28 protein-coding genes and 2 pseudogenes are annotated in these 26,503 nt (G+C 40.9%); 24 read left to right on the top strand and 6 right to left on the bottom strand.

Annotation, left to right across the window (positions count from 1 at the left end; genetic code table 11):
• Window positions 1-63 precede the first annotated feature (63 nt).
• The 4 genes from BAE31_RS06650 to BAE31_RS06635 all read left to right on the top strand — a co-directional run bounded on the left by BAE31_RS06650 (window position 64) and on the right by BAE31_RS06635 (window position 3,680).
• On the top strand, window positions 64-1,236 hold the full coding sequence (locus tag BAE31_RS06650) for an iron-containing alcohol dehydrogenase (protein ID WP_076839904.1): 1,173 nt from the start codon (window positions 64-66) through the stop codon (window positions 1,234-1,236).
• Window positions 1,237-1,362: 126 nt separating this feature from the next.
• Window positions 1,363-2,718 carry a glucose-6-phosphate isomerase gene (locus BAE31_RS06645; protein WP_041107612.1) on the top strand — a complete coding sequence of 452 codons (1,356 nt, stop codon included), beginning with the start codon at window positions 1,363-1,365 and terminating at the stop codon, window positions 2,716-2,718.
• Between the two features lie 312 nt (window positions 2,719-3,030).
• Window positions 3,031-3,234, top strand: coding sequence for a spore germination protein (locus tag BAE31_RS06640; protein ID WP_226015519.1), 204 nt, complete (start codon window positions 3,031-3,033; stop codon window positions 3,232-3,234).
• Between the two features lie 44 nt (window positions 3,235-3,278).
• Window positions 3,279-3,680, top strand: coding sequence for a YugN-like family protein (locus BAE31_RS06635; RefSeq protein WP_024423291.1), 402 nt, complete (start codon window positions 3,279-3,281; stop codon window positions 3,678-3,680).
• Here the strand turns inward: BAE31_RS06635 and BAE31_RS06630 are convergent.
• On the bottom strand, window positions 3,677-4,663 hold the full coding sequence (locus BAE31_RS06630) for a potassium channel family protein (RefSeq protein ID WP_041107611.1): 987 nt from the start codon (window positions 4,661-4,663) through the stop codon (window positions 3,677-3,679). The two genes, BAE31_RS06635 and BAE31_RS06630, sit on opposite strands and share 4 nt — an antisense overlap.
• 126 nt (window positions 4,664-4,789) lie before the next feature.
• On the opposite strand from BAE31_RS06630, the gene BAE31_RS06625 reads away from it, so the two are divergent.
• The 6 genes from BAE31_RS06625 to BAE31_RS06600 all read left to right on the top strand — a co-directional run bounded on the left by BAE31_RS06625 (window position 4,790) and on the right by BAE31_RS06600 (window position 8,947).
• Window positions 4,790-5,014: a YuzI family membrane protein gene (locus BAE31_RS06625; RefSeq protein WP_041107610.1), complete on the top strand. Its 225-nt coding sequence runs from the start codon at window positions 4,790-4,792 to the stop codon at window positions 5,012-5,014.
• 81 nt (window positions 5,015-5,095) lie between these two features.
• Window positions 5,096-5,770 carry a zinc metallopeptidase gene (locus BAE31_RS06620; RefSeq protein WP_024423288.1) on the top strand — a complete coding sequence of 225 codons (675 nt, stop codon included), beginning with the start codon at window positions 5,096-5,098 and terminating at the stop codon, window positions 5,768-5,770.
• 48 nt (window positions 5,771-5,818) lie between these two features.
• On the top strand, window positions 5,819-7,111 hold the full coding sequence (locus BAE31_RS06615; protein WP_076839903.1) for a hemolysin family protein: 1,293 nt from the start codon (window positions 5,819-5,821) through the stop codon (window positions 7,109-7,111).
• Window positions 7,112-7,224: 113 nt separating this feature from the next.
• Window positions 7,225-7,626 carry a secondary thiamine-phosphate synthase enzyme YjbQ gene (locus tag BAE31_RS06610; RefSeq protein WP_076839901.1) on the top strand — a complete coding sequence of 134 codons (402 nt, stop codon included), beginning with the start codon at window positions 7,225-7,227 and terminating at the stop codon, window positions 7,624-7,626.
• A gap of 16 nt (window positions 7,627-7,642) precedes the next feature.
• Window positions 7,643-8,674, top strand: a complete 1,032-nt coding sequence (locus BAE31_RS06605; RefSeq protein ID WP_076839900.1) for a nitronate monooxygenase — start codon at window positions 7,643-7,645, stop codon at window positions 8,672-8,674.
• 24 nt (window positions 8,675-8,698) lie between these two features.
• Window positions 8,699-8,947, top strand: a complete 249-nt coding sequence (locus tag BAE31_RS06600; RefSeq protein ID WP_024423284.1) for a hypothetical protein — start codon at window positions 8,699-8,701, stop codon at window positions 8,945-8,947.
• Window positions 8,948-8,968: 21 nt separating this feature from the next.
• Here BAE31_RS06600 and BAE31_RS06595 read toward each other — a convergent pair whose 3' ends face one another.
• On the bottom strand, window positions 8,969-9,709 hold the full coding sequence (locus tag BAE31_RS06595) for a protein-glutamine gamma-glutamyltransferase (protein ID WP_076839898.1): 741 nt from the start codon (window positions 9,707-9,709) through the stop codon (window positions 8,969-8,971).
• Window positions 9,710-9,865: 156 nt separating this feature from the next.
• On the opposite strand from BAE31_RS06595, the pseudogene BAE31_RS20145 reads away from it, so the two are divergent.
• From BAE31_RS20145 to BAE31_RS06565, 7 genes and pseudogenes are all read left to right on the top strand, one after another.
• Window positions 9,866-10,915, top strand: a pseudogene (locus BAE31_RS20145) (cache domain-containing protein); the annotation flags it as partial.
• Entirely contained in the window at window positions 10,907-11,857 is a 951-nt protein-coding gene (locus BAE31_RS20140; RefSeq protein ID WP_373272901.1) for a methyl-accepting chemotaxis protein, read from the top strand. The pseudogene BAE31_RS20145 and the gene BAE31_RS20140, both read left to right, overlap by 9 nt.
• A gap of 125 nt (window positions 11,858-11,982) precedes the next feature.
• A pseudogene (locus BAE31_RS20135) lies at window positions 11,983-13,029 on the top strand (HAMP domain-containing protein); the annotation flags it as partial.
• Window positions 13,024-13,974 carry a methyl-accepting chemotaxis protein gene (locus BAE31_RS20130; RefSeq protein WP_390892037.1) on the top strand — a complete coding sequence of 317 codons (951 nt, stop codon included), beginning with the start codon at window positions 13,024-13,026 and terminating at the stop codon, window positions 13,972-13,974. The pseudogene BAE31_RS20135 and the gene BAE31_RS20130, both read left to right, overlap by 6 nt.
• A gap of 173 nt (window positions 13,975-14,147) precedes the next feature.
• Complete coding sequence (locus BAE31_RS06580; RefSeq protein WP_076839895.1) at window positions 14,148-16,124, top strand: methyl-accepting chemotaxis protein; 1,977 nt, start codon at window positions 14,148-14,150, stop codon at window positions 16,122-16,124.
• A gap of 364 nt (window positions 16,125-16,488) precedes the next feature.
• Window positions 16,489-18,477, top strand: a complete 1,989-nt coding sequence (locus BAE31_RS06570) for a methyl-accepting chemotaxis protein (protein WP_076839892.1) — start codon at window positions 16,489-16,491, stop codon at window positions 18,475-18,477.
• Between the two features lie 90 nt (window positions 18,478-18,567).
• On the top strand, window positions 18,568-19,092 hold the full coding sequence (locus tag BAE31_RS06565) for a type 1 glutamine amidotransferase domain-containing protein (protein WP_076839891.1): 525 nt from the start codon (window positions 18,568-18,570) through the stop codon (window positions 19,090-19,092).
• 74 nt (window positions 19,093-19,166) lie between these two features.
• On the opposite strand, the gene BAE31_RS06560 is transcribed toward BAE31_RS06565, so the two are convergent.
• Window positions 19,167-20,159 (bottom strand): Gfo/Idh/MocA family protein, encoded by a 993-nt coding sequence (locus BAE31_RS06560; protein ID WP_076839889.1) that lies wholly within the window; start codon window positions 20,157-20,159, stop codon window positions 19,167-19,169.
• A gap of 197 nt (window positions 20,160-20,356) precedes the next feature.
• On the opposite strand from BAE31_RS06560, the gene BAE31_RS06555 reads away from it, so the two are divergent.
• The 4 genes from BAE31_RS06555 (at window position 20,357) to BAE31_RS06540 (ending at window position 23,562) form a co-directional block, all read left to right on the top strand.
• Window positions 20,357-20,749 carry a DoxX family protein gene (locus tag BAE31_RS06555; RefSeq protein WP_024423276.1) on the top strand — a complete coding sequence of 131 codons (393 nt, stop codon included), beginning with the start codon at window positions 20,357-20,359 and terminating at the stop codon, window positions 20,747-20,749.
• Between the two features lie 65 nt (window positions 20,750-20,814).
• On the top strand, window positions 20,815-21,957 hold the full coding sequence (locus BAE31_RS06550) for an AI-2E family transporter (protein WP_024423275.1): 1,143 nt from the start codon (window positions 20,815-20,817) through the stop codon (window positions 21,955-21,957).
• Between the two features lie 127 nt (window positions 21,958-22,084).
• The gene (locus BAE31_RS06545; RefSeq protein ID WP_025094210.1) at window positions 22,085-22,918 is read left to right on the top strand and encodes an undecaprenyl-diphosphate phosphatase; all 834 of its coding nucleotides are present in this window, start codon (window positions 22,085-22,087) and stop codon (window positions 22,916-22,918) included.
• 170 nt (window positions 22,919-23,088) lie between these two features.
• Window positions 23,089-23,562, top strand: a complete 474-nt coding sequence (locus BAE31_RS06540; protein WP_024423274.1) for a hypothetical protein — start codon at window positions 23,089-23,091, stop codon at window positions 23,560-23,562.
• Between the two features lie 35 nt (window positions 23,563-23,597).
• Here BAE31_RS06540 and bioB read toward each other — a convergent pair whose 3' ends face one another.
• The 3 genes from bioB to BAE31_RS06525 form a co-directional block, all read right to left on the bottom strand.
• Window positions 23,598-24,593, bottom strand: coding sequence for a biotin synthase BioB (bioB, locus tag BAE31_RS06535; protein WP_041107600.1), 996 nt, complete (start codon window positions 24,591-24,593; stop codon window positions 23,598-23,600).
• Between the two features lie 151 nt (window positions 24,594-24,744).
• Complete coding sequence (locus tag BAE31_RS06530) at window positions 24,745-25,095, bottom strand: hypothetical protein (protein WP_076839887.1); 351 nt, start codon at window positions 25,093-25,095, stop codon at window positions 24,745-24,747.
• Between the two features lie 217 nt (window positions 25,096-25,312).
• Window positions 25,313-25,690: a helix-turn-helix domain-containing protein gene (locus BAE31_RS06525; protein ID WP_076839886.1), complete on the bottom strand. Its 378-nt coding sequence runs from the start codon at window positions 25,688-25,690 to the stop codon at window positions 25,313-25,315.
• Window positions 25,691-25,849: 159 nt separating this feature from the next.
• On the opposite strand from BAE31_RS06525, the gene BAE31_RS06520 reads away from it, so the two are divergent.
• The 3 genes from BAE31_RS06520 to BAE31_RS06515 are packed head-to-tail and all read left to right on the top strand — an operon-like array spanning window position 25,850 to window position 26,482.
• Entirely contained in the window at window positions 25,850-26,113 is a 264-nt protein-coding gene (locus BAE31_RS06520) for a helix-turn-helix transcriptional regulator (protein ID WP_076839884.1), read from the top strand.
• A complete protein-coding gene (locus tag BAE31_RS19605) occupies window positions 26,110-26,262 on the top strand; it encodes a hypothetical protein (RefSeq protein WP_162860191.1) in 153 nt (50 codons plus the stop codon). Before BAE31_RS06520 ends, BAE31_RS19605 begins: the two co-directional genes overlap by 4 nt.
• The gene (locus BAE31_RS06515; RefSeq protein ID WP_029706250.1) at window positions 26,240-26,482 is read left to right on the top strand and encodes a hypothetical protein; all 243 of its coding nucleotides are present in this window, start codon (window positions 26,240-26,242) and stop codon (window positions 26,480-26,482) included. Before BAE31_RS19605 ends, BAE31_RS06515 begins: the two co-directional genes overlap by 23 nt.
• Window positions 26,483-26,503: the final 21 nt, after the last annotated feature.

Raw genomic sequence — 26,503 nt, 5'->3', positions numbered from 1 at the left:
ACATATGTTACAGTAGTCTTTCATGTTTTTGGATATATTCGTTGTAAGGAGATGTTTCAACAGATGGAGAATTTTATTTATTATAATCCAACAAAATTGATGTTTGGAAAAGGACAGCTAGAAGGACTCAAAAGCGAACTTGCTCGTTATGGAAAACGAGTGTTACTTGTATATGGTGGCGGCAGCATTAAGAAAAATGGTCTTTATGACAATGTCATCAGTGCGTTAAAAGAAGCAGATGCTGAAGTGTTTGAGCTGTCTGGCGTTGAACCAAACCCGCGCCTCACAACAGTGAAAAAGGGAATCGATATCTGCCAAAAGGAGAACATTGATTTCTTATTAGCCGTTGGCGGCGGAAGTGTGATCGACTGTACAAAAGCGATTGCAGCCGGAGCAGAGTATAACGGTGATGTGTGGGATATTATTTCAAAGAAAACAACCGCTCAAAAAGCATTGCCGTTTGGCACAGTGCTGACACTTGCAGCAACTGGTTCAGAAATGAACCCGAATTCAGTCATCACAAACTGGGAAACGAATGAAAAATATGTGTGGGGCAGCTCTGTCACTCACCCTGCTTTTTCAATTCTAGACCCTGAGCATACGTATTCTGTGCCAGAAAACCAGACGGTGTATGGTATGGTCGATATGATGAGCCACGTTTTTGAGCAATACTTCCATAATGTGAAAAACACGCCTTTACAGGACCGGATGTGTTTTGCTGTTCTTCAAACAGTGATCGAGACAGCACCAAAACTGCTGGAAGACTTACAAAACTATGAGCATCGTGAAACGATTCTCTATGCAGGAACGATTGCTTTAAATGGCACGCTGCAAATGGGTTACTTTGGCGACTGGGCGTCCCATACGATTGAGCATGCTGTATCAGCTGTCTATGACATTCCGCATGCAGGCGGGCTTGCTATCCTCTTCCCAAACTGGATGCGCCACACGCTCGATCATAATGTAGAACGCTTTAAAAATCTTATGCTGAACATGTTTGACATTGAAACAGAAGGAAAATCAGATCGTGACATCGCATTAGAAGGAATCGACAAACTGTCAGCTTTCTGGACAAGCCTTGGTGCACCAAGCCGTTTAGCTGATTATGACATTGGTGAGGATCAGCTGGACAAAATTGCCGACATTGCAGCAAAAGAAATGGAATACGGTGGTTTTGGAAACTTTATGAAACTTAACCGTGATGATATTCTAGCGATTTTGAAAGCTTCTTTATAATCCAGATTGCCGCTTTTCATCCAGAGAAGCGGCTTTTTGCCATGCCAGTGACGATCACTTGATTTCAATAGCTAGTTCCGCTAAAGTGAAAGGGACAGAACTAACGTAATGGAGGGCTTACAAGCGATGACACATATTCAATTTGACTACTCGAAAGCGTTACCTTTCTTTCAAGAACATGAGCTTACATATTTAAAAGATTTTGTGAAGGTAGCCCATCATAATATTCATGAACAAACGGGTGCAGGCAGTGACTATTTAGGCTGGGTGGACTTGCCGAAGCAATATGACCGTGAAGAATTTGCCCGCATTAAAAAAAGTGCAGATAAAATTAAGTCTGACTCTGACGTCCTGCTCGTTGTCGGAATCGGCGGGTCATATCTAGGTGCACGTGCGGCGATTGAGTTTTTGAACCATTCTTTCTATAACACTTTGCCAAAAGGCAAGCGCAAGACACCGCAAATCATTTTTATTGGAAACAACATCAGTTCTTCTTATTTAACAGATGTGATGGATCTATTGGAAGATGCAGATTTCTCCATTAACGTGATTTCAAAATCTGGTACAACAACAGAGCCAGCCATTGCGTTCCGCATCTTTAAAAAGCTCCTTATTGAAAAATACGGTGCTGAAGAAGCGAAAAAACGTATTTATGCGACAACTGACAAGGCACGCGGTGCACTTAAAACATTAGCAACTGAAGAAGGCTACGAATCATTTATCATCCCTGATGATGTTGGTGGACGCTATTCTGTATTAACAGCAGTCGGTCTTTTGCCAATCGCTGTGAGCGGTGCAGACATTGATCAGATGATGGAAGGTGCGGCAAAAGCAAGCGAAGACTTCGCTTCATCTGAGCTTTCTGAAAATGCAGCTTACCAATATGCTGTCGTCCGCAATGTCCTTTACAATAAAGGCAGAACAATTGAAATGCTGATTAACTATGAGCCAGGCCTGCAATATTTCGCAGAATGGTGGAAGCAATTATTCGGTGAAAGTGAAGGGAAAGATGAAAAAGGAATCTATCCTTCATCTGCTAACTTCTCAACAGATCTTCATTCACTTGGCCAATATGTTCAAGAAGGAAGAAGAGACTTGTTTGAAACAATCGTGAGTGTAGACAAGCCTCGACATGAGCTTGTAATTGAAGCAGAAGAACAAGACCTTGATGGCTTGAACTATCTAGCAGGAAAAACGGTTGATTTCGTCAATAAAAAAGCATTTGAAGGAACGATGCTTGCCCATACAGATGGAAAAGTACCGAACCTTATCGTGACAATTCCTGAGATGGATGCTTATACATTCGGATACCTCGTGTACTTCTTTGAGAAAGCATGTGCGATGTCTGGATATTTACTAGGCGTCAATCCATTTGATCAGCCTGGAGTAGAAGCTTATAAAGTGAATATGTTTGCTTTACTAGGAAAACCAGGCTTCGAAGAGAAAAAAGCAGAGCTTGAAAGCCGTTTAAAACAATCATAAGAACAAAAAGCACACCTTTTCATAAAGGTGTGCCCAGCGTGTAGACAAACCCTCGCATTCTTTGTCAGTTCTGCGCTTCGGTGCTCACGAATGTCAAATTCGCTCCGCTCCGATGCTCGTCCTTCCTAGACTGCAAAGGTTTTCTATCACGCTGAAAAGAAGACAAAGGGCTAAAATCAAGATCATTTTAGCCCTTTGTCAACAGTCTGAGCACACCTTTTCATAAAGGTGTGCCTTTTTTGTTTTCTTCAGGTTCCTGTGCAAGCTTTCCTGTGTTCTGTACATAGAATAATGAATGGAGGAGGGTGAAAAATGAGGACGAATCATATTTATATTCATGATATTTCTGGCCAGGCGATCGTGAACTTTGGTAATGTCGGACGCATTTGTTCTAAGAGTGCTACGAAGGAAACAGCAGGTTCCGGCAGTGATAACGAGACGAATCAATCAACCAATCAAAGCTTATTTGATGCCGCGTTTACAAACAATGTCCAAATCGCGAGAGGAAATGTATGAATTCCTCTCTTTAACGAACCCTAATACAAAAAGGAGGGTTTCGTATGATTCATGTACCATCCAGGCTGCCTGGTGAAAGCTTTTCACTTTACCATTTAGAAGAAACGATGAAGCCGCTCGGTTATGTCATTAATGGGAACTGGGATTATGATCACGGGTATTTTGATTATAAAATTGATAACCGTGATGGCTATACCTTTCTCAGAGTTCCTTTTACAGCCGAGAAAGGCCAGCTCGATCAGCCAGGTGTTGTGGTGAAAATGGGACATCCATTTCTCTTAAAGCATGTCTATCAAGACAAGTTAGATGATCATGCGATGGTTGGAAATGTGGGCGCATCCTTTAACCAATTCCAAGAGCCAAAAGAGAAAGATGGGGATGTATCAAAGGCTTATGCTGAGATTGGCTTTTCGCTCGTCAAGGAATTAGAAGACGCACTGCTTTAAAGGCTGATCAGTTCATCCTCTGGATGAAGCTCATAGCCAAAGGGAGGATTCATCATGGGTCCTTCTTTTTTTTGTACGCCGACGATGATCACATGATGCTCTAAAAAATGATGGAGCGCTGTTAAGAAGGTTTCTCCGGCTAATGAAGCTGGTACAGGTATGATGGTGACGTTTTTATGCAAGGTCATTTGTCGTTTTTTTGTTAATGCCGTAAGCTGTTCCTTTATTAGAAAATGTTCAACCATTAAATGATTGACAGCATCAGAGGTATGAATGACTTGGTTGGCACCAGCACGTTCGGCATTTTTCACGTAACGATCTGTTAAGATTTCAATTAAACAATATAGCGAAGGATTTAATCCTTTTGCTGCAAGTAAGGTTAAAACACTCTGCATATCGGCTGTCACTTCATTTTCATGCTGATCCGCGGTAATCATGATTGCATCTGCACCGGTAATGTTGGCTTTACGCAGTGTGACATCTTCAGTCCCATGTCCTTTAATAAAATGAACATTTTCCAAAAGAGGCCCTTCTTTCAAGGAGTCATCAATCAGCACAATCGGCATGGCTGGATCAATCGTTTGAAACGACTGAAGCAGTTTGTTCGTTTTCTCATTCCAGCCGACGATAATGAGGTGTCCTTTCCCCTTAAAGGCTACCTTGCCCTCAACATAATGGTGCTGCTTGCTGAACACAGCGGCGGCAAGTGTGGCGAAATAAGCGGTGACAAAGCTGGCTCCGATAAAAATGAGCGCCATACCTGCCACCTGCCCTGGCATGGTTTGCGGCACAAAATCACCGTAGCCAACCGTAGAGACTGTAATGAGTGCCCACCAGATCCCATCAAAGATCGTATGATACTGCTTCGGTTCAAGTAAAACGATTAATTGTCCAAAAAAGAGAAGCAAGAAACAGATGATAATGGCAATTCGAAGATAAAGTGGCCACCTTAGCCAAGCGATAAAGATACGGTTTGATTTCATCGGACTCTTCCTTTCAGGAGACTGCTAATGTCAGTATGCCCGATTGAGGAAACAATTTTTCATCTTCGTCATGTATTGAAATAGAACCCATATCTTAAAATAAGGGAGAAGAAGGAGGGAATTCGAATGTCGTTTGTTCAAAAGACCGTACTTCTTTTTATTGGCGCGCACTTTTTATCATCAGCTGTCATCTTACTCGTGTTTGATTTAAATGCTGTGAATCATTTTATGAATGATTTTTCATGGCTGCACTTTTTTCAAGACCTTTATGGTACAGGGACCTTTTATACAGCTTGCTTAGGTGTGTTCTTCTTTTTCATTGGTGCGGTTATTCCCCTAAAAAAGACCTAGTGCTTTTTGCTGTACATGGTACATAAAAGTCATTAAAATTGTAAATAAATATATAAAATAAAAAGGAAGCTGATGAGCATGCTGTTTTTTTATTTTTTAACATTTGCCGCATTGGGTTTATCATTTTGGGCACAATTTAAAGTGAAGAATAATTTTGAAAAGTATTCAAAGGTGGAAGCATCCAGTATGAAAACAGGTGCTGAAACCGCTCGATATATTTTAGATCGCAACGGGTTATATGACGTGCCCGTTGAACCGGTAAGAGGAACTTTGACTGATCATTACGACCCGACGCAGCGTGTGGTTCGTTTATCTGAACCTGTGTACTACGGCCACTCCATTTCGGCCATTTCAGTCGCATCACACGAGGTTGGACATGCCTTGCAGCATCAGGAATCCTATGGTGCGCTTGTTTTGAGACATAAGATCTTTCCTGTCGTGAACTTTGCATCTGGTGTTGCTCCGCTTCTTTTCCTTGGTGGAATTTTGCTCAGCAGCCTTAACTTAATTGGGCTTGGGATTATTTTGTTCTCAGCAGCTGTATTCTTTCAGCTTGTGACATTGCCTGTCGAGTTTAATGCAAGTTCTCGTGCAAAAGATATCATTGTTTCAGAAGGAATCATTAGAAGCAGTGAAGAAAGAGGCGTGAACAAGGTGTTAAATGCTGCAGCTCTGACATACGTAGCAGCGGCCCTTGTCTCCCTGTTTGAATTGCTCCGTTTTGTAATGATCTTCCTAAATGGCCGTAATGATTAATTGATGCCAGAGGAGGTGAGCCCTTACCAGTGTTAGGTAAGGGTTTTTTTGTATATTTTAAACGTATTTTTAGTCATTTTACTCATTGCTGCAACAGCATTTTTTGTTGTCACTGAATTTGCGATTGTGAAAATTAGAGGCTCTAAAATCAACCAGCTGATTGAAAGCGGTGATAAGAGAGCCATCCATGTTCAAAAGCTGATATCAAATCTCGACGAATATTTATCCGCCTGCCAACTTGGCATTACCATCACAGCTTTAGGCCTAGGGTGGCTGGGTGAGCCGACGGTGGAGCATTTTCTGCATCCGCTGTTTGAAAAAATCGGGCTTCATTCTGCATTGACTGACATCCTTTCGTTTATCATCGCGTTTGTGATCATTACATTTTTACATGTCGTTGTGGGAGAACTCGCGCCTAAAACAATTGCGATTCAAAAGGCAGAGGCGGTCAGCCTTGTGACAGCAAAACCACTCATCTTTTTCTATAAAGTCATGTACCCGTTTATTAAAGCATTAAATGGAGCTGCACGAAGCATCGTGAAATTATTTGGTTATCATTCTGTCAAAGAACATGAAGTGGCGATCAGTGAGGAAGAATTGCGTCTCATTTTATCTGAAAGCTATGAGAAGGGTGAGATTAACCTATCTGAGTACAAATATGTGAATAAAATCTTTGAATTTGATAACCGAGTGGCAAGAGAGATCATGATTCCGCGTACAGAAATTTCAGCTATAGAGATTGAACAGACCTTAGAAGACGTGACCCATTATATGCTGAACGAAAGGTACACACGCTACCCTGTTATTAAAGAAGACAAAGATCATGTGATTGGTGTTATTAATAGCAAAGATGTATTTAAGGCCAGCTTCCTAAATCAAGATGTATCGATTGAAGACTTAATGCGTCCGGTGATCCGAGTGATTGAAAGCACCCCTGTTCAAGAATTGCTCATTTTGATGCAAAAGGAACGGATTCATATGTCAGTGCTCGTAGACGAATACGGAGGTACAGCGGGACTTGTCACAGTGGAGGACATATTAGAGGAAATTGTCGGAGAGATTCGAGACGAATATGATCAGGATGAAACACCTCACATCGTTAAAAAAGGTGATTTCCATTATGTGATGGATGGGAAAGCATTGATTGATGAAGTAAATGATTTATTGGATTTAGCCATTGAGAATGATGATGTTGATACAATTGCAGGCTGGATGATGACGCATAAATTTGATTTTGACATTGGAGATACGATTGAAGCAGAAGGCTGTGAATTTACGATCATTGATGCTGAAGACCACCATATTCGAACCATTGAAGTCAAAAAGGTTCACTTTTCTTAAAAACCTCGCATTGCTTGACGAGGTTTTTTTGCTTGGTAAACTTTAGATAAGAAGATTTGTTTCGCATAAAAAGGGTATGGTTTTTATAGAAACGTGAAAAAGGAGCAGCTCATATGAAAAAAATCAATGTACAAACAGACAGACGCGATGACATGATCGACGTCACACATGAGGTTCTCCAATATGTCAGGGATACAGGCATACAAAACGGAACTGTCATCGTCTATTGTCCACATACGACAGCCGGGATCACCATTAATGAAAATGCGGATCCAGATGTGAAACGGGATATGCTTCGCCGGCTTGATGAAGTTTTTCCGTGGGAACATCCAAAGGATCGCCATATGGAAGGAAATACGGCAGCACATATGAAAGCGAGTTATATGGGGGCGTCTCAGCATGTTCTCATTCATGATGGAGATCTTGTGCTTGGCACGTGGCAGGGAATCTATTTCTGTGAGTTTGACGGGCCGAGGCATCGTCATTTTTATGTACAAGTGTCGTCAAACGAGTAAGAGATGGGGGAAATAAATGGGGGATATCAAAAAGTTACTGCAAATCGAACATGGAATCATCCAAGCGCCAATGGCAGGAGGAGCTGTGACACCGCAGCTGGCAGCCGCTGTTTCAAATTACGGAGGGCTTGGCAGCTTGGCAAGTGGATATGTGCAACCTGACGATTTGAGACAGCAGATTAGACAGGTCAAACAGCTGACAACTCACCTGTTTCAGGTCAATGTGTTTGTACCAGAGCCAATTCCAGATGTGAAAAAAGAGGATGTGGCGTTTTGGGAGAAGAGACTGCCTGTATGGCCCGAAGCTCATAGGATGCCAAGCGAAGAAGAATTGTGGGATGATTTTGAACAGAAAATCAACATTCTTCTGGAAGAAGACGTTCCGATCGTTTCCTTTACATTTGCTTGTCCAAAAGAACAAACGATTCACCACCTAAAACAAAAGGGGATCTTTTTAATCGGAACGGCCACAACAAAAGAGGAAGCACTGCTTTTAGAGGAAAAGGGAATGGAGGCCATTGTTCTGCAAGGATGTGAAGCAGGAGGGCACCGCGGCACATTTTTACGTGCAAAAGGAGACGCTCTGCTGGGACTCATCAGCCTGATCTCTGATGTCAAACCGGTCTGCCGCGTGCCTTTGATTGCCGCCGGAGGCATCACGGACCGATCAGGTGTCAAAGCAGCGCTAGCGCTTGGAGCGGATGCGGTTCAAATCGGTACACGGTTTTTAGCCAGCAAGGAAAGTGCTGCGGCAGAAGTATATAAGAAGGCTATTTTACAGGCAGAAGGCAGTGAAACAAAGGTGACCAGACTTTTTTCTGGGAAAAGAGCGAGAGGTATTGTGAATCAGTGGATGGAGGATGAAAGCCTGCATGAAGATCGGGTTCTTCCTTATCCAGTTCAGCATGTATGCACAACACCGATGCGAAAAGCAGCTGCTGCCGGCGGTAACCCTGATCAAATGGCTCTGTGGGCAGGACAGGGGGTTGGACGTATTCACTCGATTTTAACCGTTGAAGACATCATGCACGAACTGACGCAGACATAAAATCATGATGGGTGGTGTGACAGGATGGACATCTTAAAACATTCCTACCGAAAAAAAGGCCAGATTGAATTTTGGTTTGATGATTTCCCTCATTCTCCTGCTGTCCTTACGCCCATTCGTCATTACTATTTTGTTCGCTACGTGAAATGGAGCCGGCACGACTCGCCGGTTACAAGAAAAGATTTAGAAGAAATGGAGGTCCTTGCGAACACGATGCTTGGCACACTCCAAAATTATCGTAAACGCAAGGCATACAAAAGCCCCTTGTCATAACCAAGAGACAAGAGGCTTTTTTTAGCTGCCAAACATTTGCCTGAGATAAATGACATCCATCCGGGTAGTCTGCGGTAATAAATAAGCGGATTGAACCGCACCTGGCCGTCTTCTCTTATTTAGTTTGTCGATAATTTCTGCCGCTGTTAAAATTCCAAGCCCATGACCGTAATATTGATCTTCTCCTAAGTAAATCACATTTTCTCCGCGCCATTGCGACTGCTGATAGCTAAACTCTGGATTTTCGAAATATAAACAATCCCCATAGATAAAATCATTCCCGCGCTCTGTATAAATCGACAAAGTATCATAGTGCCAGTCATACAGTGTTAAACTGCGAAGTCTTCGATTAAACTTCTCCTCTCCTACTGTTTGCAAGACCCCCATATAAAACACAATGACAATTGCCGTTGCACATTCAAAAGCATATTTTGAACCATTTTCAAAAATGTCTTTAATGCCTCTAGATGGCTCCACTTGATAGCGCAGCTCTAGTGCTCCCGCTTCCGATACTCGCCAAAACGCATCATTTGCACGCGACCTTTGAAAGATGGCAAATGAGGCACCGCTTTTATCCAAATCTCTTGCAGCATTCATAATGTTCGATCTTAAAGTGACCTCAAATAACAAATCAGATGCTTGCCTATAGCGGAACGTATCATTCGAAGCCTGTAACTGCATCAAAATGATCCGCTTTTGTCCCTCTAGCTGAAACGATGCCAGCAGCTCATTTGTCACTGGCTGTCCTGAAAGGATAATCATATGAAAAGCGCCCCCTTTTGTATTAGCGTATGCAGGGTGCTTGGGCAAGGAATCAATTTGTGAAAATAAACAAATTAGCATCCTTTTTATTTGAAAAACATGAAAATACTATGAAGATGTCCGATATAAAACATATCGTTTAAAAGGAGGAAAAACATGAAAAGTGCAATAAAATGGTTGAAAAAACCATCGATTTCCAAAAGACTGATTATTTCATTCACACTTGTTCTCGTCTTGCCAATCATTACACTTAGTACGATTTCATATCAGATTGCCAAAGAAGAATTAGATCATGAAATCATGTACGGAGCAAAAGCAAGAGTCAATGATATGAATGACATGATCGAGCAAAAGCTTTTGAATAAAGAAAACGCGGTGAAACTTTTTACTCAAACAACAACTGCTGCAGACTTTAAAAAGAAAAACCAGGACGAACTGTATGAGCATTTTGAAATATACAGCAAAATCAACGAAGATGATGTAGTTGGATTTTATGCAGCGAGTAAAAATCGTGATTTCATTCAGTTTCCTAAAGTAGACATGCCAAAAGGCTATGACCCAACAACACGCGATTGGTATCAGCAAGCGATGCAGGATGAAAAAGGCGAGCCAGTTGTCACCAATCCATACATTTCTGCTACAACAAACGGCATGGTGGTCACGATTGCCCAGCGACTGAAGGACGGGTCGGGAGCGATCGGAATTGACATTGATGTGCAAGACATTGTTGATAAAATCAAAGAAATTAATATTGGACGAGAAGGATATCCAATTATTGCAAATAAAAGCAAACAAATTGTAGCCCATCCAGAAGAAAAATCAGGATCTGAAGTCACAGGAAATATTTCATCAATCCTTTACAGCGGAAAAGAAGGAACATCAACTTATGAGAATAAAGGAGAACAAAAACGTATCGTTTTTGTCACAAATGATTTAACAGGTTGGAAAATTGCTGGAACGATGTTTGTATCAGAAACAGAAGAAGCAGCACAGCCAGTTTGGAATTCTGCCATTATTCTTTTAATTTCTTCATTTATCCTTGGCGGTGTCGCTATCTTCTTCATTGTTCGCTCGATTACCATTGGACTGAGAAGGCTTGTTGATTTCTCAGAAAAGGTGAGTGAAGGGGATTTAACAGAAACCCTCGAAACCAAATCGAAGGATGAAATAGGAGATCTCACAAGAAGCTTCAGCAAGATGAGTGAATCTCTTCGTGACGTCATTCGCGCTGTACAGCAATCTGTCGACAACGTGGCTTCGGCTTCAGAGGAGCTGACGGCAAGTGCCAGCCAAACGAGTCAAGCAACTGAGCATATCACGATGTCGATTGAACAATTTTCAAATGGAAATGAAGCACAAAACGAGAAAGTCGAATCTAGTACGAATCAGCTTGTGGCAATGAACGAAGGATTACAAGATATGTCACAAACCTCATCTGAAGTGGCTGCTGTCTCTCTTCAATCAACAGAAGCTGCTGGTCAAGGCGGCCGAATTGTTGAAAGCACAGCGAGCCAAATGAAACATATTGATACATCTGTACAAGAAGCAGAGCAGGTCATGAAAGAATTAGAATACAAGTCTAAAGATATTACGAGTATTTTAAATGTCATTAACGGCATCGCGGATCAAACGAATTTACTTGCGCTTAATGCAGCAATTGAAGCAGCAAGAGCAGGTGAATCAGGACGCGGCTTCTCCGTCGTTGCAGAAGAAGTGAGAAAACTAGCTGTCCAATCTGCAGATTCAGCGAAAGAAATTGAGAAGCTCATCCAAGAAATTGTGCTAGAAATTGCTAAATCTCAAGATATGTTCAAAGCAGTCAATCGAGAAGTAAACGCAGGACTCGGTATGACAGAAGAAGCAAAAGAAAGCTTCCAGCACATTTATAAGGCGGCAGAAGGAATGTCAAAAAAACTGTCGCAATTAAACGATACAGCCATAGACCTATCGAGCGGTTCAAAGCTTGTTTCACAAGCGATGCAGGAGATGCGCCAAGTCTCTAGAGAAAGCGCAGCAAACATTCAGGACATTGCGGCTTCTGCAGAAGAGCAGCTAGCATCTATGGAAGAAATCACATCTTCTTCTGTGACACTTGCCAACATGGCAGAGGAACTAAAAGAGCTCACAAGTCAATTTAAAATTAATTAAATGATGATGAAAAGATATCCAGAATTGTCTGGATATTTTTTTTATTTTTAAACCTCCCTTCCAGCCTCTAAAAATAAACCTTTCATCCGATAATAACTTTAGAGAAGTAAAGGGGGAAAGTTAAAATGGGAAAAATGATCCAATGGTTCAAAAAACCATCCATTTCAAAGAAATTAATCATTGCCTTTTTGGTCGTCCTTATTCTGCCAACTGTGGCACTGACAATTAGTGCGTTTTTTACATCAAAGACAGAGCTAGACAAACAGATTATGGGCAGTGCGATGAGTCAGGTCAATGCATTTGATACCTTAATCAATGAGAATATTGGCAACAAATCAGATGCCGTGACACTGTTTTCAGACTCGCTCAAAGCGTCTAATCTTCAAGAAAAAAATAGAAATGCGACCATTAAAGAATTACAGCAATTTGGAAAAATTAATGAAAAAGATGTATCCGCAATCTATGCAGGCTCTGAAAAAGGATTGTTTATGCAATATCCAGTTCAAAAGATGCCAGATGGCTACGATCCAAGAGAACGTCCATGGTATCAAGAGGCATTGAAAGCAGAAAACGGAAAACAAGTCATCACAAAACCATATGTAGCAGCATCCACAGGCAAAATGGTTATCACAATTGCCCAAAAAATGAAAGATGGTTCAGGTGTCATTGGTCTTGATATGGAAATTGACAGCCTGCTCCAAAAACTAAAAGAAATCAAAATTGGGCAAAAAGGCTATGCTTTCATCATGGAGAAAGATAAAACCGTTTTAGCAGATCCAACCCAAAAGCCAGGAAGTCAAGTCAATGAAAATCTGGCCAGCATTATTTTTAAAAACAAAGAAGGAAGCGGCAGCTATACCCTCAAAGGAACAGATAAAAAGGTTGCATATGTCACCAATGAATTAACCGGCTGGAAAATTGGTGGAACGATGCTCGTATCTGAAGTAGAAGAAGCGGCAAAGCCCGTTTTCAATACAGCCATTATCGTATTCAGTGTCACACTCATTGTAGCAGGAACCCTCATTTTCTTTATCGTCCGCTCTATTTCAAAAAGATTATCCAACCTTGCCCGCTTCTCGAAAAAAGTCAGCGAAGGTGATTTACGCGATAAGCTTCAGGTCCAGTCAGATGACGAAATTGGACAAGTTGGTAAAGGCTTTAATACGATGATTGACTCATTGCGATCTCTCATTGGAGCCGTTCAAACTTCAGTCGAGAATGTCGCATCTTCATCAGAAGAACTGACTGCCAGCGCAGGACAGACAAGTAAAGCAACAGAGCATATTACACTAGCCATTGAACAATTCTCCAGCGGAAATGAAAGCCAAAATGATAAAGTCGAATTGAGCTCAGTCGAGTTAGAGGAAATGAACCGTGGTCTTCAACATATGAATGAATCAGCTGAATCTATTACTGCTTCATCGATTAAATCAACAGATATCGCAGGAGAAGGCGGACAGCTTGTTGAAAAAACCGCTTCTCAAATGAATGTCATTGATCAGTCCGTGAAAAAAGCAGAGAATGTCATCAGTGCGCTTGAAAGTAAATCTAAAGACATTACCCAAATTCTCGGTGTCATCAATGGAATTGCCGATCAAACGAATTTACTTGCACTAAATGCAGCGATTGAGGCAGCAAGAGCCGGTGAATCTGGCAGAGGCTTCTCCGTTGTAGCAGAAGAAGTAAGAAAACTGGCGGTTCAATCTGCCAACTCGGCAAAAGAAATTGAGAATTTGATTAAAGAAATCGTGCAAGACATCGACGTATCACAGGAAGTATTCACTGCGGTGAATCGAGAAGTTCAATCAGGCCTAAGCTTCACTGAACAAACGAAAGTAAGCTTCCACAATATTTTCGAAATGACAAAAGAAATTTCTGACCAGCTTCAAACAATGAATCAAACCGTTGTCCAGCTTTCAAAAGGCTCTGCACATGTGTCAGAGGCTGTACGTGAGATTGCAGATGTATCACGTGAAAGCTCGGCAAATATTCAAGACATTGCTGCTTCAGCAGAAGAACAGCTGGCATCAATGGAAGAAATCAGCTCGTCCTCTGCCACACTCTCTTCGATGGCAGAAGAATTACGCGATTTAATTAGCAAATTTAAGGTTGAATAGACAGGAAGAAAAGAGCCTCCAGCTAGAGGCTCTTTTTCATTGAGTAAATCAAAAGAAATGGGTAATTATACTTATTTTTTGGGTTTTTCGAACATTATTTCTTGAAAAATAATTCATATTACCTAAGAATAGAAGAGAAAGACCACAAATCATAAATCAAAAGGAGTAGAGTCATGAAAAAAATCAACTTTTTTAAGCACTTTACGATGTCGAAGAAATTAATTACTGCATTCTTAACGATTCTCCTAGTGCCAATTCTCGTATTGGCTGCATTTTCTTATGAAGTGGCCTCAAAGTCTCTTAATGATGAGATTATGTCTAGTGCTGCAAATGGTGTTCAACAATTAAACGAACTCATTAATAAAGATATACAGCCTAAAATTGACATGGTTTCATATTTATCCAAATCGGTCAAAAAGGAAGAATTGACTGCTAAAAACAAAGATTTACTCAAAGTGAAATTAGAGCAATTATCGGAAACAGATGATGATGTAGTAGAAGTATTTGTTGCAGATCAAAATGGTAAACTAACTGAATATTCCAAGATTCACAAAGGTAATGCAAAGAGCGCAAAAAATGAACCATGGTTTCAGCAATCGATGGGAGAGAAGAAACTCATCATTTCAAATCCTTTTGCTGACAAGTCATCAGATGACCTGCTCATCACAATATCAGAACAGTTAGCAGATGGATCTGGTGTGATTGGGGTGAATGTACGATTAAATACGGTTGTAAAAGATACAAACAGCATCAAAATTGGCCAAGAAGGCTATGCGTTTATCGCCACATCAGATCAGCGTTATGTGGCCCATAAAACCGATAAGGCGGGGACAAAGCTGACTGGTGACTTCATCTCAAAACTATATGATAAAAAAGAAGGCAGCTTTGAATATGAATACAATGGCCAGCCGAAGCAAATGTTTTTTGCCACAAATGAAGCAACCGGCTGGAAGCTTGCTGGAACGATGTATGTGAATGAAGTAAAAGAAGCCGCACAGCCAGTGCTCGATTTAACAATGATCATCCTTGCGGCTGCGATTGCCATGGGCGGAATCGCGATTTATTTTATTATTAAATCGATTCGAAAGCCACTGATAGAGCTCTCTGAATCGGCTGAAAAAATCAGTCAAGGTGATTTGACCCAGCATATTGAAGTTCGTACGCACGATGAAATTGGTAAGCTAGCGCAGAGCTTTAACGACATGTCAGCAAAGCTGAAACAAGTCATTCAAGCTGTCCAAAATTCCATTGAAAATGTGGCTGCTTCGTCTGAAGAGTTAACGGCTAGTGCAGGACAGACAGCTCAAGCGACCGAGCATATCACATCATCTATTGAACAGTTCTCAAACAGCACTGAACATCAAAATGATATGATCGAAAAAAGCTCAGTCCAGTTAAACGAAATGGATCGGAGCTTATCGCATATGGTCGACACAACCTCTCATATGATGGAATCGTCGATCGAATCGAGCAAAACCGCTCAGGCTGGAGGAGAACTCGTTCAAAAAACAGCAGGTCAAATGCAAACCATAGAGCAGGCAGTAAAAGAAGCAGAGCTTGTCATTGCAGGCTTAGAGCAGAAATCAAAGGATATTACAAACATTCTTGGGGTCATCAACGGTATTGCGGATCAAACGAATCTCCTTGCTTTAAACGCTGCGATCGAAGCCGCACGAGCAGGTGAAGCAGGCAGAGGCTTCTCTGTTGTCGCAGAAGAAGTCCGCAAGCTGGCAGAGCAGTCAGGAAGCTCTTCAAAAGAAATTGAAAGCCTGACGAACGAAATTGTGGAGGAAATAGAAAAATCGCAGAAAATGTTTAAACAAGTAGCAGGTGAAGTACAATCTGGATTAAACATTACAGATGAAACGAAAGTAAGTTTTGAGAAAATCACTGATAAAACATCAGAAATAACAGAACAAATGAAGCAAATGAACGGATCAGCCAAAGAGCTATCGCATGGCTCAAATGATATTTCTCATGCGGTGAATCAAATCAAAGAGCTCTCAAGAGAAAGCTCAGCAGGCTTCCAAGATATCGCGGCATCAGCAGAAGAGCAGCTGGCATCTATGGAAGAGATCAGCTCATCCTCTGCCACTTTATCTCAGATGGCAGAAGAACTAAGGGAGCTTATTAAACAATTTAAAATGTAAGAGAGTAGCGAAACACCTGACGGCAAACGTCAGGTGTTTCAGCGTGTAGACAAACCCTCGCATTCGCCCGCCGGTCTCTGCGCCGGTACTCACGAATGTCAAATTCGCTCCGTTCCGGTGCTCGCCTTTTTCCTAGGGCTGCAAAGGTTCTCTATCACACTGAAAAGGCAAAGGGCTAAAATCAAGAACAGTTTAGCCCTCAACAATCTTAAGCACCTGACGCCAAAACGTTAGGTGTTTTTCCATTCAATGCATATAAATTGGGTAATTTGGACTTATTTAGACTTTAATAAGTTAAAAAAGTAAACAACCTAGTAGTACTTCCGATATATATACTATCTTACTAAAAGGAGTTTTCTTTTTTATGAAATTCATACAGTATTTCAGAAAGCCATCTATTTCAAAAAAGCTTGTATTCTCTTTCTTATTTATTCTTTTATGCCCAATCATCGTATTGGCATTCTCTTCATACCATACGGCAAGCACCTCCTTAAATGATCAAATTATGCAAAGTGCAAAGGAAAACGTAGAGCAGCTAGATAAAAATATTACGAAGGTTGTAAAAGTGAAAACAGACGCAGCCGATTTCTTTAGCAAATGGATCACGGAGAAAAAGCTCAAGCAAAAAGGAACGACCGATATTCAAGGACGCTTTGAGCAGTTCATGAGTATGAATGATGACACAGAAGGCATTTTTGTTGCTTCAAGTGATGGCAAAGTGTTTTCAAGATATCCTAATCAAAAAATGCCTGCCGATTATGTCGCAACTGAGCGTGATTGGTATAAAGACGGCTGGGCGAAAAACGGTGAGCTGTCTGTTTCAGCACCATATGCAACGGCTTCAACCGGTACACTTGTGGTGACCATCTCTAAAAAGTTAGAGGATGGATCAGGCGTCATCGCGATGAACCTAGACATTGCGAATCTTGTTAAAGAGTCCAATAGCATTAATATTGGGAAACAAGGCTATGCCTTTATTGGAAGTCCAGACCGTACATATGTGGCACATCCAACGAAAAAAGCAGGAACAAAATTATCTGGTGAATGGTTAGAAAAAATGTATTCACAAGATAACGGAGCTATGAGCTATATGTTTGAAGGAAAAGAAAAGCAAATGGAGTTCACCACAAACAAGGCGACTGGCTGGAAGATTGTCGGGACGATGTTTGTCAGTGAAGTAGAAGAAGCTGCACAGCCAGTCTTTAACATGGCCGCCATCATTTTAGCCGGCGCGCTTATCATTGGCGGGATTCTAATCTTCTTTATCATCCGTTCCATTACAAAACCACTTTCCACTCTTGTCTCTTCTTCGAAGAAGATCAGTCAGGGAGATTTGACAGAAAAAATTGATGTCCGCTCAAAAGATGAAATTGGACAGCTTGGCACAAGCTTTAATGAAATGAGCGAGTCCCTAAGAGATGTCATTCAAGCTGTACAAACATCTGTTGAGAATGTCGCTTCATCATCTGAAGAACTGACGGCAAGCGCAGGTCAAACAACAAAAGCAACCGAACATATTACATCATCTATTGAAACATTCTCAAACGGCAACGAAAATCAAAGCGAAATGGTGGAACAAAGCGCGGCTCATTTAAAACAAATGAATGAAGGACTGAACGAAGTTGCCGAAACGTCTGATGTCATCACAGCGTCATCTATTCAATCAAAAACAGTTGCGGAAACAGGCGGACAGCTTGTGGAGCAGACTGTTGGCCAAATGAAGACGATTGACCATTCAGTGAAAGAAGCTGAAGGCGTGATCAACGGGCTAGAGCATAAATCAAAAGATATCACAAACATCCTAGGCGTGATTAACGGTATTGCGGATCAAACGAATTTACTTGCACTTAATGCCGCCATTGAAGCAGCACGAGCAGGCGAGTCAGGCAGAGGATTCTCTGTTGTTGCCGAAGAAGTGCGTAAACTAGCGGTTCAATCATCGGATTCAGCAAAAGAGATTGAAAAGCTTGTGAATGAAATCGTCACTGAAATTGAAACATCTCAAAATATGTTCAAAGCAGTGAATGAAGAAGTGAAGAATGGTCTTACAATTACAGATCAAACGAAAGAAAGCTTCTCACAAATAAATGAACAAACAGCGGAAATCGCAGCAAGAATTAATGAAATGAATACAACGGTGCGCGAGCTGTCGAAAGGCTCTGAGCAAATTTCTAAAGCAGTGAATGAAATTGCAGATGTATCAAGAGAGAGTTCAGCAAGCATCCAAGATATCGCAGCATCTGCTGAAGAGCAGCTTGCTTCAATGGAAGAGATTAGTTCTTCATCCACAACTCTTTCCCAAATGGCGGAAGAATTACGTGATTTAATTAAAAAATTCAAGATCAGTGAATAAGGTTAAGTGGTTCTCCTCAAGGGGAACCGCTTTTCTTTTTAAGCGGACATCTCGTACAATAGAGGAAATCGAAAGAAGAGGAGAGATAGTATGCGTTTATCAGATAAGAAGGTCATTGCGTTTGTCAGCGATGATTTTGAAGATTTAGAGCTGTGGTATCCGGTTCTGCGATTAAGAGAAGAGGGAGCAACTGTCCATCTTGTAGGTGAAAAAGCAAATCATGAGTACATCGGGAAGTATGGTGTGCCGGCGGTATCCGATGCAGATTTTTATTCCATTCAAGCTGATGATTATGATGCTGTGCTAGTCCCTGGTGGATGGGCGCCTGATAAACTGCGCCGTTATCCAGAAGTATTAGACATCGTCCGTACATTTGATGCAAAGGAAAAACCAATCGGGCAGATTTGTCATGCCGGCTGGGTGCTGATATCAGCAGGAATCCTGAAAGGCAGACAAGTGACAAGTACACCTGGTATTAAAGATGATATGACCAATGCTGGTGCGGACTGGTTCGATGAGGCAGTCGTCACAGATGGCCACCTCATCTCCAGCAGACGCCCGCCAGACCTTCCGCCGTATGTAAAAGCATTTGCGGATGTGTTAGCGGCAAAATAAATGACTGACACGAAACGTAAAAAACAAAGGGCGAACAAAAAAATAATTTCGCCCTTTGTTCATCATTTCATGCCCTATACATTTTGTCTGTCGGCAGGATACATCACGCCCATTTGTCTTCTCGCTTCGTCCATGACGGACATGGTTTGAACAGATAAGGCAAATGTATTGACCGGAGACTGCCCCATTCCCTGCTGAATACACTCAATAAAATGATTCATTTCATAAGACATAGCTGGCTGATCATCTTTGAGAGAGATGTCAGTTTGATGTCCGTCACGGCCATGTATCGTAATTTGTGACGGACGGTGGAATTGATCAATCACCATCGTGGCATCCTCGCCTTGAATTTCAGCCGATAAATGAGACGTTGAAATTTTAGAATGAAAAAGAAGTGCTTGATGCCCGTCATACTGTAAAAGGACTGAACCGTTCCCATCCACACCAGAAGAAAGCTTATAGCCTCTCGCGGTGATTTGATTCGGCAGACCAAATAAGTATATGACTGGGTAAACGAGGTACACCCCGATATCCATTAAAGAACCATTGGATAGCTCCGGCTTAAAGGCATTTGGAAGCTCGCCGCTTCGATAGGCATCGTATCTTGAAGAATATTTACAGTAATGCGCGACCACTTGCCTGATAGGTCCAAGCTGATCAAGATGCTGTTTGATTTGAAGGAAATTAGGCAGAAATGTCGTTTTCATCGCTTCCATCAAACAAACGTGATGTTTTTTCGCTGCGGCAATCATTTCTTCCACTTCTTTTCGATGAGAGGCGAATGGTTTTTCGCATAAAACATGCTTTTGATGCTCCATCATCAACATGGCTTGCTCTTTATGAAGGGCATTTGGACTCGCAATATACACGGCATCAAACGTATCACTTTCCGCCATTTCTTGTAAGTTCGTAAAAACCGTATCAATTCCATATTTTTCGGCAAAGGCCTGTCCTTTTTCAGCGGACCGTGAATAGACGGCTGTACATGTAAAATCAGCTAGTTTTTCACCAGCTTGTAAGAACCGATCTGTAATCCAGTTCGTTCCGATGACAGCAAATCGAATCATGTGATTCCCTCCTTCTGCTTTTCTCTGATTATACATGCTTTGAAAGCGTTTGTATGAAAGAATATTCTTTTTATTGATAAGCGGATGAAACCTTTATATAGGCTGAAACGTCTTACATAAAGGATATAAATGTACGAAAAGTGGGTAGTTTCTTCCTTCTTCGGGTAATACTCAGGATAGAAGGGAGAGGAGGAAACATGAAGCGCGTCCTGCATATAGGAAGTACATACATCTTTGCGCTTTTATTTATAGCGGCTGGTATTTTTCATGTGATAGAGCCGAGCGGCTTTGCCCGCATGATGCCAGGCTGGCCATTTCCATATGTAATGGTCTATGCGACTGCATGTTTTGAATGGCTGCTGGCCGTGCTGCTTCTTTTGCCAAATGTCAGGATTACAGCGGCAAAATCCATTGCTGTCTATCTTGTACTCATTTTCCCTGCAAACTTATTTGCTGCTCGTGAGGGAATACCATTTCCAGGTCAAGAAAATACAGAACAAGCCTTGCTATGGATAAGGCTTATTGGACAGCCGATTCTCATTGTATGGGTGATGTCTATTGCAAAATGGGAAAAAAAGCTGAAACAATGATCACCATATCATGATCAAGTAGTGTACAATTTACTCATAAAATAGCCCGTGTTTGGAGGAACGATATGAACTCTATGCAAATGTGGAGCAGTCGATTTAGAAAATTTTTTCTTGATAACAAGTTTGTTCTCTTTTTACTCGTCCTGTTATTAATTGGATTGAATATCCTTGTTTTCATGAAAACATCATTTATTTTCACACCGCTCATTGTACTCGTCAAAACCATTGCCTTACCGATTATTTTAACGGGGGTCGTGTATTATTTATTAAATCCAATTGTCAACTTGTTAGAGAAAGCAAGAATCAAGCGGATCTATTCCATTTTGCTTTTATATATTGTCATTATTGGGATTATTACAGTGACCATCGTGTCCATTATTCCTTTTTTACAAGCTCAAACCATGAGTCTATTTCATAATCTTCCGAAATACGTCGATACAGTAGAAGATCAAATTAGACAATTAACAGGAAGTAACTTTATTAATCAAGTGCAAAACTCGATGAACTTTAACGTGTCTGAATTAGTAAGTAAAGCATCCAGTCAAGCGACGAAGATTTTGGAAAGCACCTTTACCGGTGTAGGAACATTCTTAGGGGCGCTCACAGAAGTCATCATCTCGATCGTGACTGTGCCGTTTATTCTGTTTTATCTATTAAAAGACGGTAAAAAGCTGCCTGACTATCTATTGAAATTTTTCCCAAGTAAAATGAGGGAACATACACATATCATGCTTCACGAAATGAACCACCGTCTGAGCTCGTATATTCGCGGACAGATCATTGTCAGCTTCTGTATCGGTGTTCTTCTGTTAATCGGTTATATGATCATTGGACTTGACTATGCGCTGCTGCTCGCTATCATTGCTGCATGTACAAGCATAGTGCCTTACCTTGGTCCAACAATTGCGATTACACCAGCGATTGTGATTGCACTTGTGACGTCACCAGTAATGCTGTTAAAACTCATTATAGTCTGGACAGTGGTTCAGCTAGTTGAAGGGAAATTCATTTCTCCTCAGGTGATGGGGAAAAACCTTCATATTCATCCCATTACGATTATTTTTGTTATATTAACAGCTGGTAAATTGTTCAACGTGGTCGGCATCATTGTCGCTATTCCGACGTATGCCGTTCTGAAGGTCATCACGACTCACTTATTTGATTGGTTCAAAATGCGGTCCAATTTGTATAAAGAAGAAAAGGTTTGATGTCATAATCTTTTTTTGAAAAAAATATAGTATCATAAAGACGAGCTTTCGATGAAGGAAGCTTGTCTTTATGTGGACATAGATGTTTGGCGTGTTCAAAAGATCAGAATTGAAAGGAAAGAAAATCATGAATCTATGGGATTTATTCGTGGCACTGGTTTTAGGAATTGTCGAAGGATTAACAGAGTACGCACCTGTTTCATCTACAGGTCACATGATTATTGTCGATGATCTTTGGTTAAAATCAAAGGAAATTATTACGCCAGAAGCGGCCAACACATTTAAAGTCGTGATTCAGTTAGGCTCAATTTTAGCTGTCATGATCGTGTTTAAAGATCGTATTTTAAACTTATTGGGCTTAAAGAAAAATATCACCGAAGAGCAAAAGCGCAGCGGGCATAAACTGACCATCGCCCAAATTGCAGTTGGACTTGTTCCAGCCGTCATTTTAGGATTCCTATTTGAAGATTATATTGATAAATACTTATTTGACGTCAGAACGGTCGCTGTCGGTTTGATTTTAGGGGCAGTTCTAATGCTTGTCGCTGACTGGATCAATAAACGGAAAACAGAAACAAGCTCTGTCGATAACATGACGTACAGACAAGCACTTTATATTGGACTGTTTCAATGTTTAGCATTATGGCCAGGCTTCTCGCGCTCAGGTTCGACGATCGCAGGCGGGGTTATTCTTGGTTTGAATCACCGTGCTGCGGCAGACTTTACATTTATCATGGCGATGCCGATTATGGCAGGAGCAAGCTTGTTAACCCTTGTGAAAAATGCCGAATATTTAACACCTGACATGCTGCCATTCTTTATCGTCGGCTTTGTGAGTGCGTTTGTTGTGGCTCTCTTTGTTGTTCGATTCTTCCTAAAACTGATCAATAAAATCAAACTGGTGCCTTTTGCGATATACCGAATTATCCTAGGTGTGATTTTATTTATCCTGTTCATGTAATACTGTAAACTACTCTTTTATAAGAGTAGTTTTTTTGTTATCCCACCTAATTAAACAGTAAAAATACCCTCTTAATTGGTAGAATAAGAATTTTTTTCATAAATTAGTGTTTAAGAGACAGATAAAGGGGTAGTACATAAACATACCAATTAAAGGAGGAGTTAGAAATAATGAGAAAAACAAGCAAAATGTTTGTTGGTTCTGTCATCGCTACGTCAATGATTGCTGCCCCTCTATCTCTTACGACTTTTGGTCAAACGGCTGAAGCTGCTACAACAACAGGTGTTGATGGAAGTGTCTCAATTGATCCAGTAGCCATTGCCGATAAAATTGAACAAGCAGTAAAGTCATCTCAAAATCGTGATGGATTCGTAAAAAATGCTGCATACAGTGCGTTCTATGAAGCAGGTCAAAACTACAACGTAGTTGTCCAAAACTTAAGCCAAGACCACGACTTTAGCGGTCTGAACAATGTTGTCTACTATGATAGTGTTGAATATGATGGTATTACGTTTGGTATTTGGGTATTTGAAGATGGTACGTTTGTCAATAATGGAGACGGTGGATATATTAACTGGACGTTTGTTGGCAGCTTTGACCGAGAAGATGGAAGCGGAACTGTCGATTTTCATAAAAGATTCTAATCTTAAAAGTCTGCCGGAGAATCGGCAGACTTTTTTTATAACGCACATTCTTCTATTTCAAACCCTAAATCTTCAATGATGTGATGATCCGTTTGGACTTGCTGGCCTTTTGTTGTTAAATAATCACCAACAAAAATGGAATTTGCGGCATAAAGTGCGAGCGGCTGGAGTGTCCGTAAATTAAACTCTCTGCCTCCGGATACCCGAATTTCTTTTGTTGGGTTGACAAATCTCATCATTGCCAGCACTTTCAATGCTTTGATCGGGTGTGTTCGTTTTTGATGCTCAAGCGGTGTTCCTTCGATGGCATGAAGAAAGTTGACTGGAATTGAATCCGCATCAAGTGCTCTTAGCGCAAAAGCCATTTCAACGATTTGCTGATTGGTTTCACCCATTCCAATAATGACCCCTGAGCAAGGTGACATGCCAGACTGTTTGACCTGCTCAATGGTCGACACGCGGTCATCGTATGTATGAGTTGTCGTAATATGAGCATGATGATCATGATGTGTATTGATATTGTGATTATACCGATGAACACCCGCTTCCTTCAGCCGCTTCGCTTTTTCTTCATTTAATAACCCAAGACAGGCACACACCTTCAAAGGCATCGTTTCAGTGATCTCCTTGACTGCTGCTGTGACTTCATCTAATTCCCTATGAGAAGGCGCTCTCCCGCTTGCCACAATACAATAAGTCCCGGCTTTTCTTTTGAGAGCTTCACGCGCACCAGCTACAATGGTCTTTTGATCAAGCATTGTATATCTTTCAACTGGTGCTTTTGAAATCATCGACTGTGAACAATATCCACAGTTCTCAGGGCAATATCCACTTTTTGCGTTAAAAATCATATTTAATTTCACCTTTTTTTGAAAAAAATGAAATCGCACTTGATAGGCTGCATGCATAATAGGTAACAATTCTCTATCGTCAGCTTCAAGAATGTCTAGACCCTCTTGCACCGTGATCGGTTCATTTTTCATCGCCTTCTCCGCTATTGCTTCCCAAGACAAAGACAGCTGCTCTCTCATCATTAATGCCCCCTTAATATGTTAACATATTTTTATTAAAAGTTAACATATTGGGCGGATGTTGGCAATCATGATTCAGATGAAACCAACTCTAAACACCAAAAGGCGATGACTTCATGTCATCGCCTTTAGATATGTAAAGCTAGATTGCTTATCGAACAGTAATATAGTTAATCACAAGCTCGCCTAGTGAATTATAGTAGGAAACTGTCACAGAACCGCGTTGTACAGCGCGAATCCAAGTGAAGTTTGGAGCTGTTTGATCTAATTGAATCGCATACGTTGCACCCGACACAGAAATTTGGCTTGCTGGAAGAGAGACGGCGATTGAAGAACCTACAGAAAGTGTACGGTTCACCGTAATTACTTTATTCATAATAGGAGCTTTTGCTATGACTGGTTCTTTTGGCTGTGCAGCTGCATGAGCACCTTCAGTTTGAGAGAACGTAAGAGCACCTACAGCAGCTACAGACAATGTACAGATTTTCATGAATTTTTTCATCGATAACACTCCTTTTTTTGGTATATACATATATTAATAATAATAGAATTATTTGTCAATTAAAATATATGAAAAAAAGAGTAATTATGGAGAAAATTGTCACATATTTGTTGGAAAAGACATGATTTTTTATTCATATGCTATTTCTTTTTTAAGGGAAAAAGAGGTATAAAAAAAGCTGGGTTCGTCCCAGCGTAAAGCAGATGAAAAGAGATGATCAATGGTCGTCTCGCTTTTTTGGCTGACGACCTTTTTGCTTCTCTTTCTCTCTAATGTAGTTAATAAAATCGATGGTTTGTCTTCGTGCTTCTTCGGAAAAATCTGAGGCTGCTTTAAACGCAATTTGCAAATCAGGATCGTCTGCAAGATCGTCATCGGGCCTGCCTCTGTCCTTACCTGTGAGAAGATAATCGGTTGAGACCCCATATAACTCGGCAATTTTCACAATCATTTCACCGTCGGGTTTTCTCAAGCCGTATTCCCAGTTTGCATAAGTGGACATTGCCTTTAATCCGAGTTTTTTAGCAACTGTTGACTTGCTCCATCCATGCTTCTCTCTTAATTCAGTTAGAATCTTCCCAGTCAAATTATCCATCAGAAACACCTTTTTTCATGTTATGAGTAAATTTTATCATGAATTACACGGAAAAGATAAATAAATACACAAAAAGAATAAAAATATGATTGACTTACTCGTTTCGTGTATATTATCATAATGAATATAACTTACACATATTGAGTAAGAGGTGGAAAGATGAAACTTGAAAATTTACGAGAAGAGCGCATATTGCAAGGAAAAACACAAACCTATATGGCGAAAAAATTGGGATATAAGTACACAAGCGGCTATGCGAATATCGAAATGGGCAGAACAAAGCCTAGCTTAGAAATAGCAAAGCATATTGCAGATCTGCTGAATACCGGGGTTCAAGAGCTTTTTTTTGGCCAAAAGTTACACGGAAAGAGTAATTCTTTAAGAGAAGATCGGTTCTTAGAAAAGGGGAGACGAGCAGAATGAATATTGAACATCCAATGGTGACTCAGATGAGTGACTTTGGTTATCCAAAAAGCTATTGGTTATATGACATGAAACGATATGGATACCAAACAGAAATTGAGGACAGCTTGGAGGGAGCTGAAGAAGATGAGACATCAGCTGACGTTTGATGCTAGAAAAGAAGCACAGCTTTGTTTAGACCAAGCTGGCGGCTGGATCGCCTTTCATCGTCAGAAACCGATGTTTGTTTTTGCCACAGCAGAAGAGAAAGAGACATATATGACCCTCCTGGAAGCTAAGGTCGATGATACAAAAAAGGAGGAATCAGGGCAACGTGAAACGATGGAAGCAAATCATGACATTTTTGAAATGCTTGCTCAAAGCGAGTAAAAACGAACAAGACATTCGCCA

Origin of the sequence: Bacillus sp. I-2, assembly GCF_001974945.1 — a bacterium.
In the GTDB taxonomy this organism is placed as follows: Bacteria; Bacillota; Bacilli; order Bacillales; family Bacillaceae; genus Bacillus; species Bacillus safensis.
This window is presented reverse-complemented; position numbering and strand designations above follow the sequence as displayed.

What these genes read in the sequence shown, in the direction of transcription:
- BAE31_RS06650 (WP_076839904.1), top strand. Translation starts at nt 64, where the DNA reads ATGGAGAATTTTATTTATTATAATCCAACAAAATTGATGTTTGGAAAA.
- BAE31_RS06645 (WP_041107612.1), top strand. Translation starts at nt 1,363, where the DNA reads ATGACACATATTCAATTTGACTACTCGAAAGCGTTACCTTTCTTTCAA.
- BAE31_RS06640 (WP_226015519.1), top strand. Translation starts at nt 3,031, where the DNA reads ATGAGGACGAATCATATTTATATTCATGATATTTCTGGCCAGGCGATC.
- BAE31_RS06635 (WP_024423291.1), top strand. Translation starts at nt 3,279, where the DNA reads ATGATTCATGTACCATCCAGGCTGCCTGGTGAAAGCTTTTCACTTTAC.
- BAE31_RS06630 (WP_041107611.1), bottom strand. Translation starts at nt 4,663, where the DNA reads ATGAAATCAAACCGTATCTTTATCGCTTGGCTAAGGTGGCCACTTTAT.
- BAE31_RS06625 (WP_041107610.1), top strand. Translation starts at nt 4,790, where the DNA reads ATGTCGTTTGTTCAAAAGACCGTACTTCTTTTTATTGGCGCGCACTTT.
- BAE31_RS06610 (WP_076839901.1), top strand. Translation starts at nt 7,225, where the DNA reads ATGAAAAAAATCAATGTACAAACAGACAGACGCGATGACATGATCGAC.
- BAE31_RS06605 (WP_076839900.1), top strand. Translation starts at nt 7,643, where the DNA reads ATGGGGGATATCAAAAAGTTACTGCAAATCGAACATGGAATCATCCAA.
- BAE31_RS06600 (WP_024423284.1), top strand. Translation starts at nt 8,699, where the DNA reads ATGGACATCTTAAAACATTCCTACCGAAAAAAAGGCCAGATTGAATTT.
- BAE31_RS06595 (WP_076839898.1), bottom strand. Translation starts at nt 9,709, where the DNA reads ATGATTATCCTTTCAGGACAGCCAGTGACAAATGAGCTGCTGGCATCG.
- BAE31_RS20140 (WP_373272901.1), top strand. Translation starts at nt 10,907, where the DNA reads ATGAGTGAATCTCTTCGTGACGTCATTCGCGCTGTACAGCAATCTGTC.
- BAE31_RS20130 (WP_390892037.1), top strand. Translation starts at nt 13,024, where the DNA reads ATGATTGACTCATTGCGATCTCTCATTGGAGCCGTTCAAACTTCAGTC.
- BAE31_RS06580 (WP_076839895.1), top strand. Translation starts at nt 14,148, where the DNA reads ATGAAAAAAATCAACTTTTTTAAGCACTTTACGATGTCGAAGAAATTA.
- BAE31_RS06570 (WP_076839892.1), top strand. Translation starts at nt 16,489, where the DNA reads ATGAAATTCATACAGTATTTCAGAAAGCCATCTATTTCAAAAAAGCTT.
- BAE31_RS06565 (WP_076839891.1), top strand. Translation starts at nt 18,568, where the DNA reads ATGCGTTTATCAGATAAGAAGGTCATTGCGTTTGTCAGCGATGATTTT.
- BAE31_RS06560 (WP_076839889.1), bottom strand. Translation starts at nt 20,159, where the DNA reads ATGATTCGATTTGCTGTCATCGGAACGAACTGGATTACAGATCGGTTC.
- BAE31_RS06555 (WP_024423276.1), top strand. Translation starts at nt 20,357, where the DNA reads ATGAAGCGCGTCCTGCATATAGGAAGTACATACATCTTTGCGCTTTTA.
- BAE31_RS06550 (WP_024423275.1), top strand. Translation starts at nt 20,815, where the DNA reads ATGAACTCTATGCAAATGTGGAGCAGTCGATTTAGAAAATTTTTTCTT.
- BAE31_RS06545 (WP_025094210.1), top strand. Translation starts at nt 22,085, where the DNA reads ATGAATCTATGGGATTTATTCGTGGCACTGGTTTTAGGAATTGTCGAA.
- BAE31_RS06540 (WP_024423274.1), top strand. Translation starts at nt 23,089, where the DNA reads ATGAGAAAAACAAGCAAAATGTTTGTTGGTTCTGTCATCGCTACGTCA.
- bioB (WP_041107600.1), bottom strand. Translation starts at nt 24,593, where the DNA reads ATGAGAGAGCAGCTGTCTTTGTCTTGGGAAGCAATAGCGGAGAAGGCG.
- BAE31_RS06530 (WP_076839887.1), bottom strand. Translation starts at nt 25,095, where the DNA reads ATGAAAAAATTCATGAAAATCTGTACATTGTCTGTAGCTGCTGTAGGT.
- BAE31_RS06525 (WP_076839886.1), bottom strand. Translation starts at nt 25,690, where the DNA reads ATGGATAATTTGACTGGGAAGATTCTAACTGAATTAAGAGAGAAGCAT.
- BAE31_RS06520 (WP_076839884.1), top strand. Translation starts at nt 25,850, where the DNA reads ATGAAACTTGAAAATTTACGAGAAGAGCGCATATTGCAAGGAAAAACA.
- BAE31_RS19605 (WP_162860191.1), top strand. Translation starts at nt 26,110, where the DNA reads ATGAATATTGAACATCCAATGGTGACTCAGATGAGTGACTTTGGTTAT.
- BAE31_RS06515 (WP_029706250.1), top strand. Translation starts at nt 26,240, where the DNA reads ATGAGACATCAGCTGACGTTTGATGCTAGAAAAGAAGCACAGCTTTGT.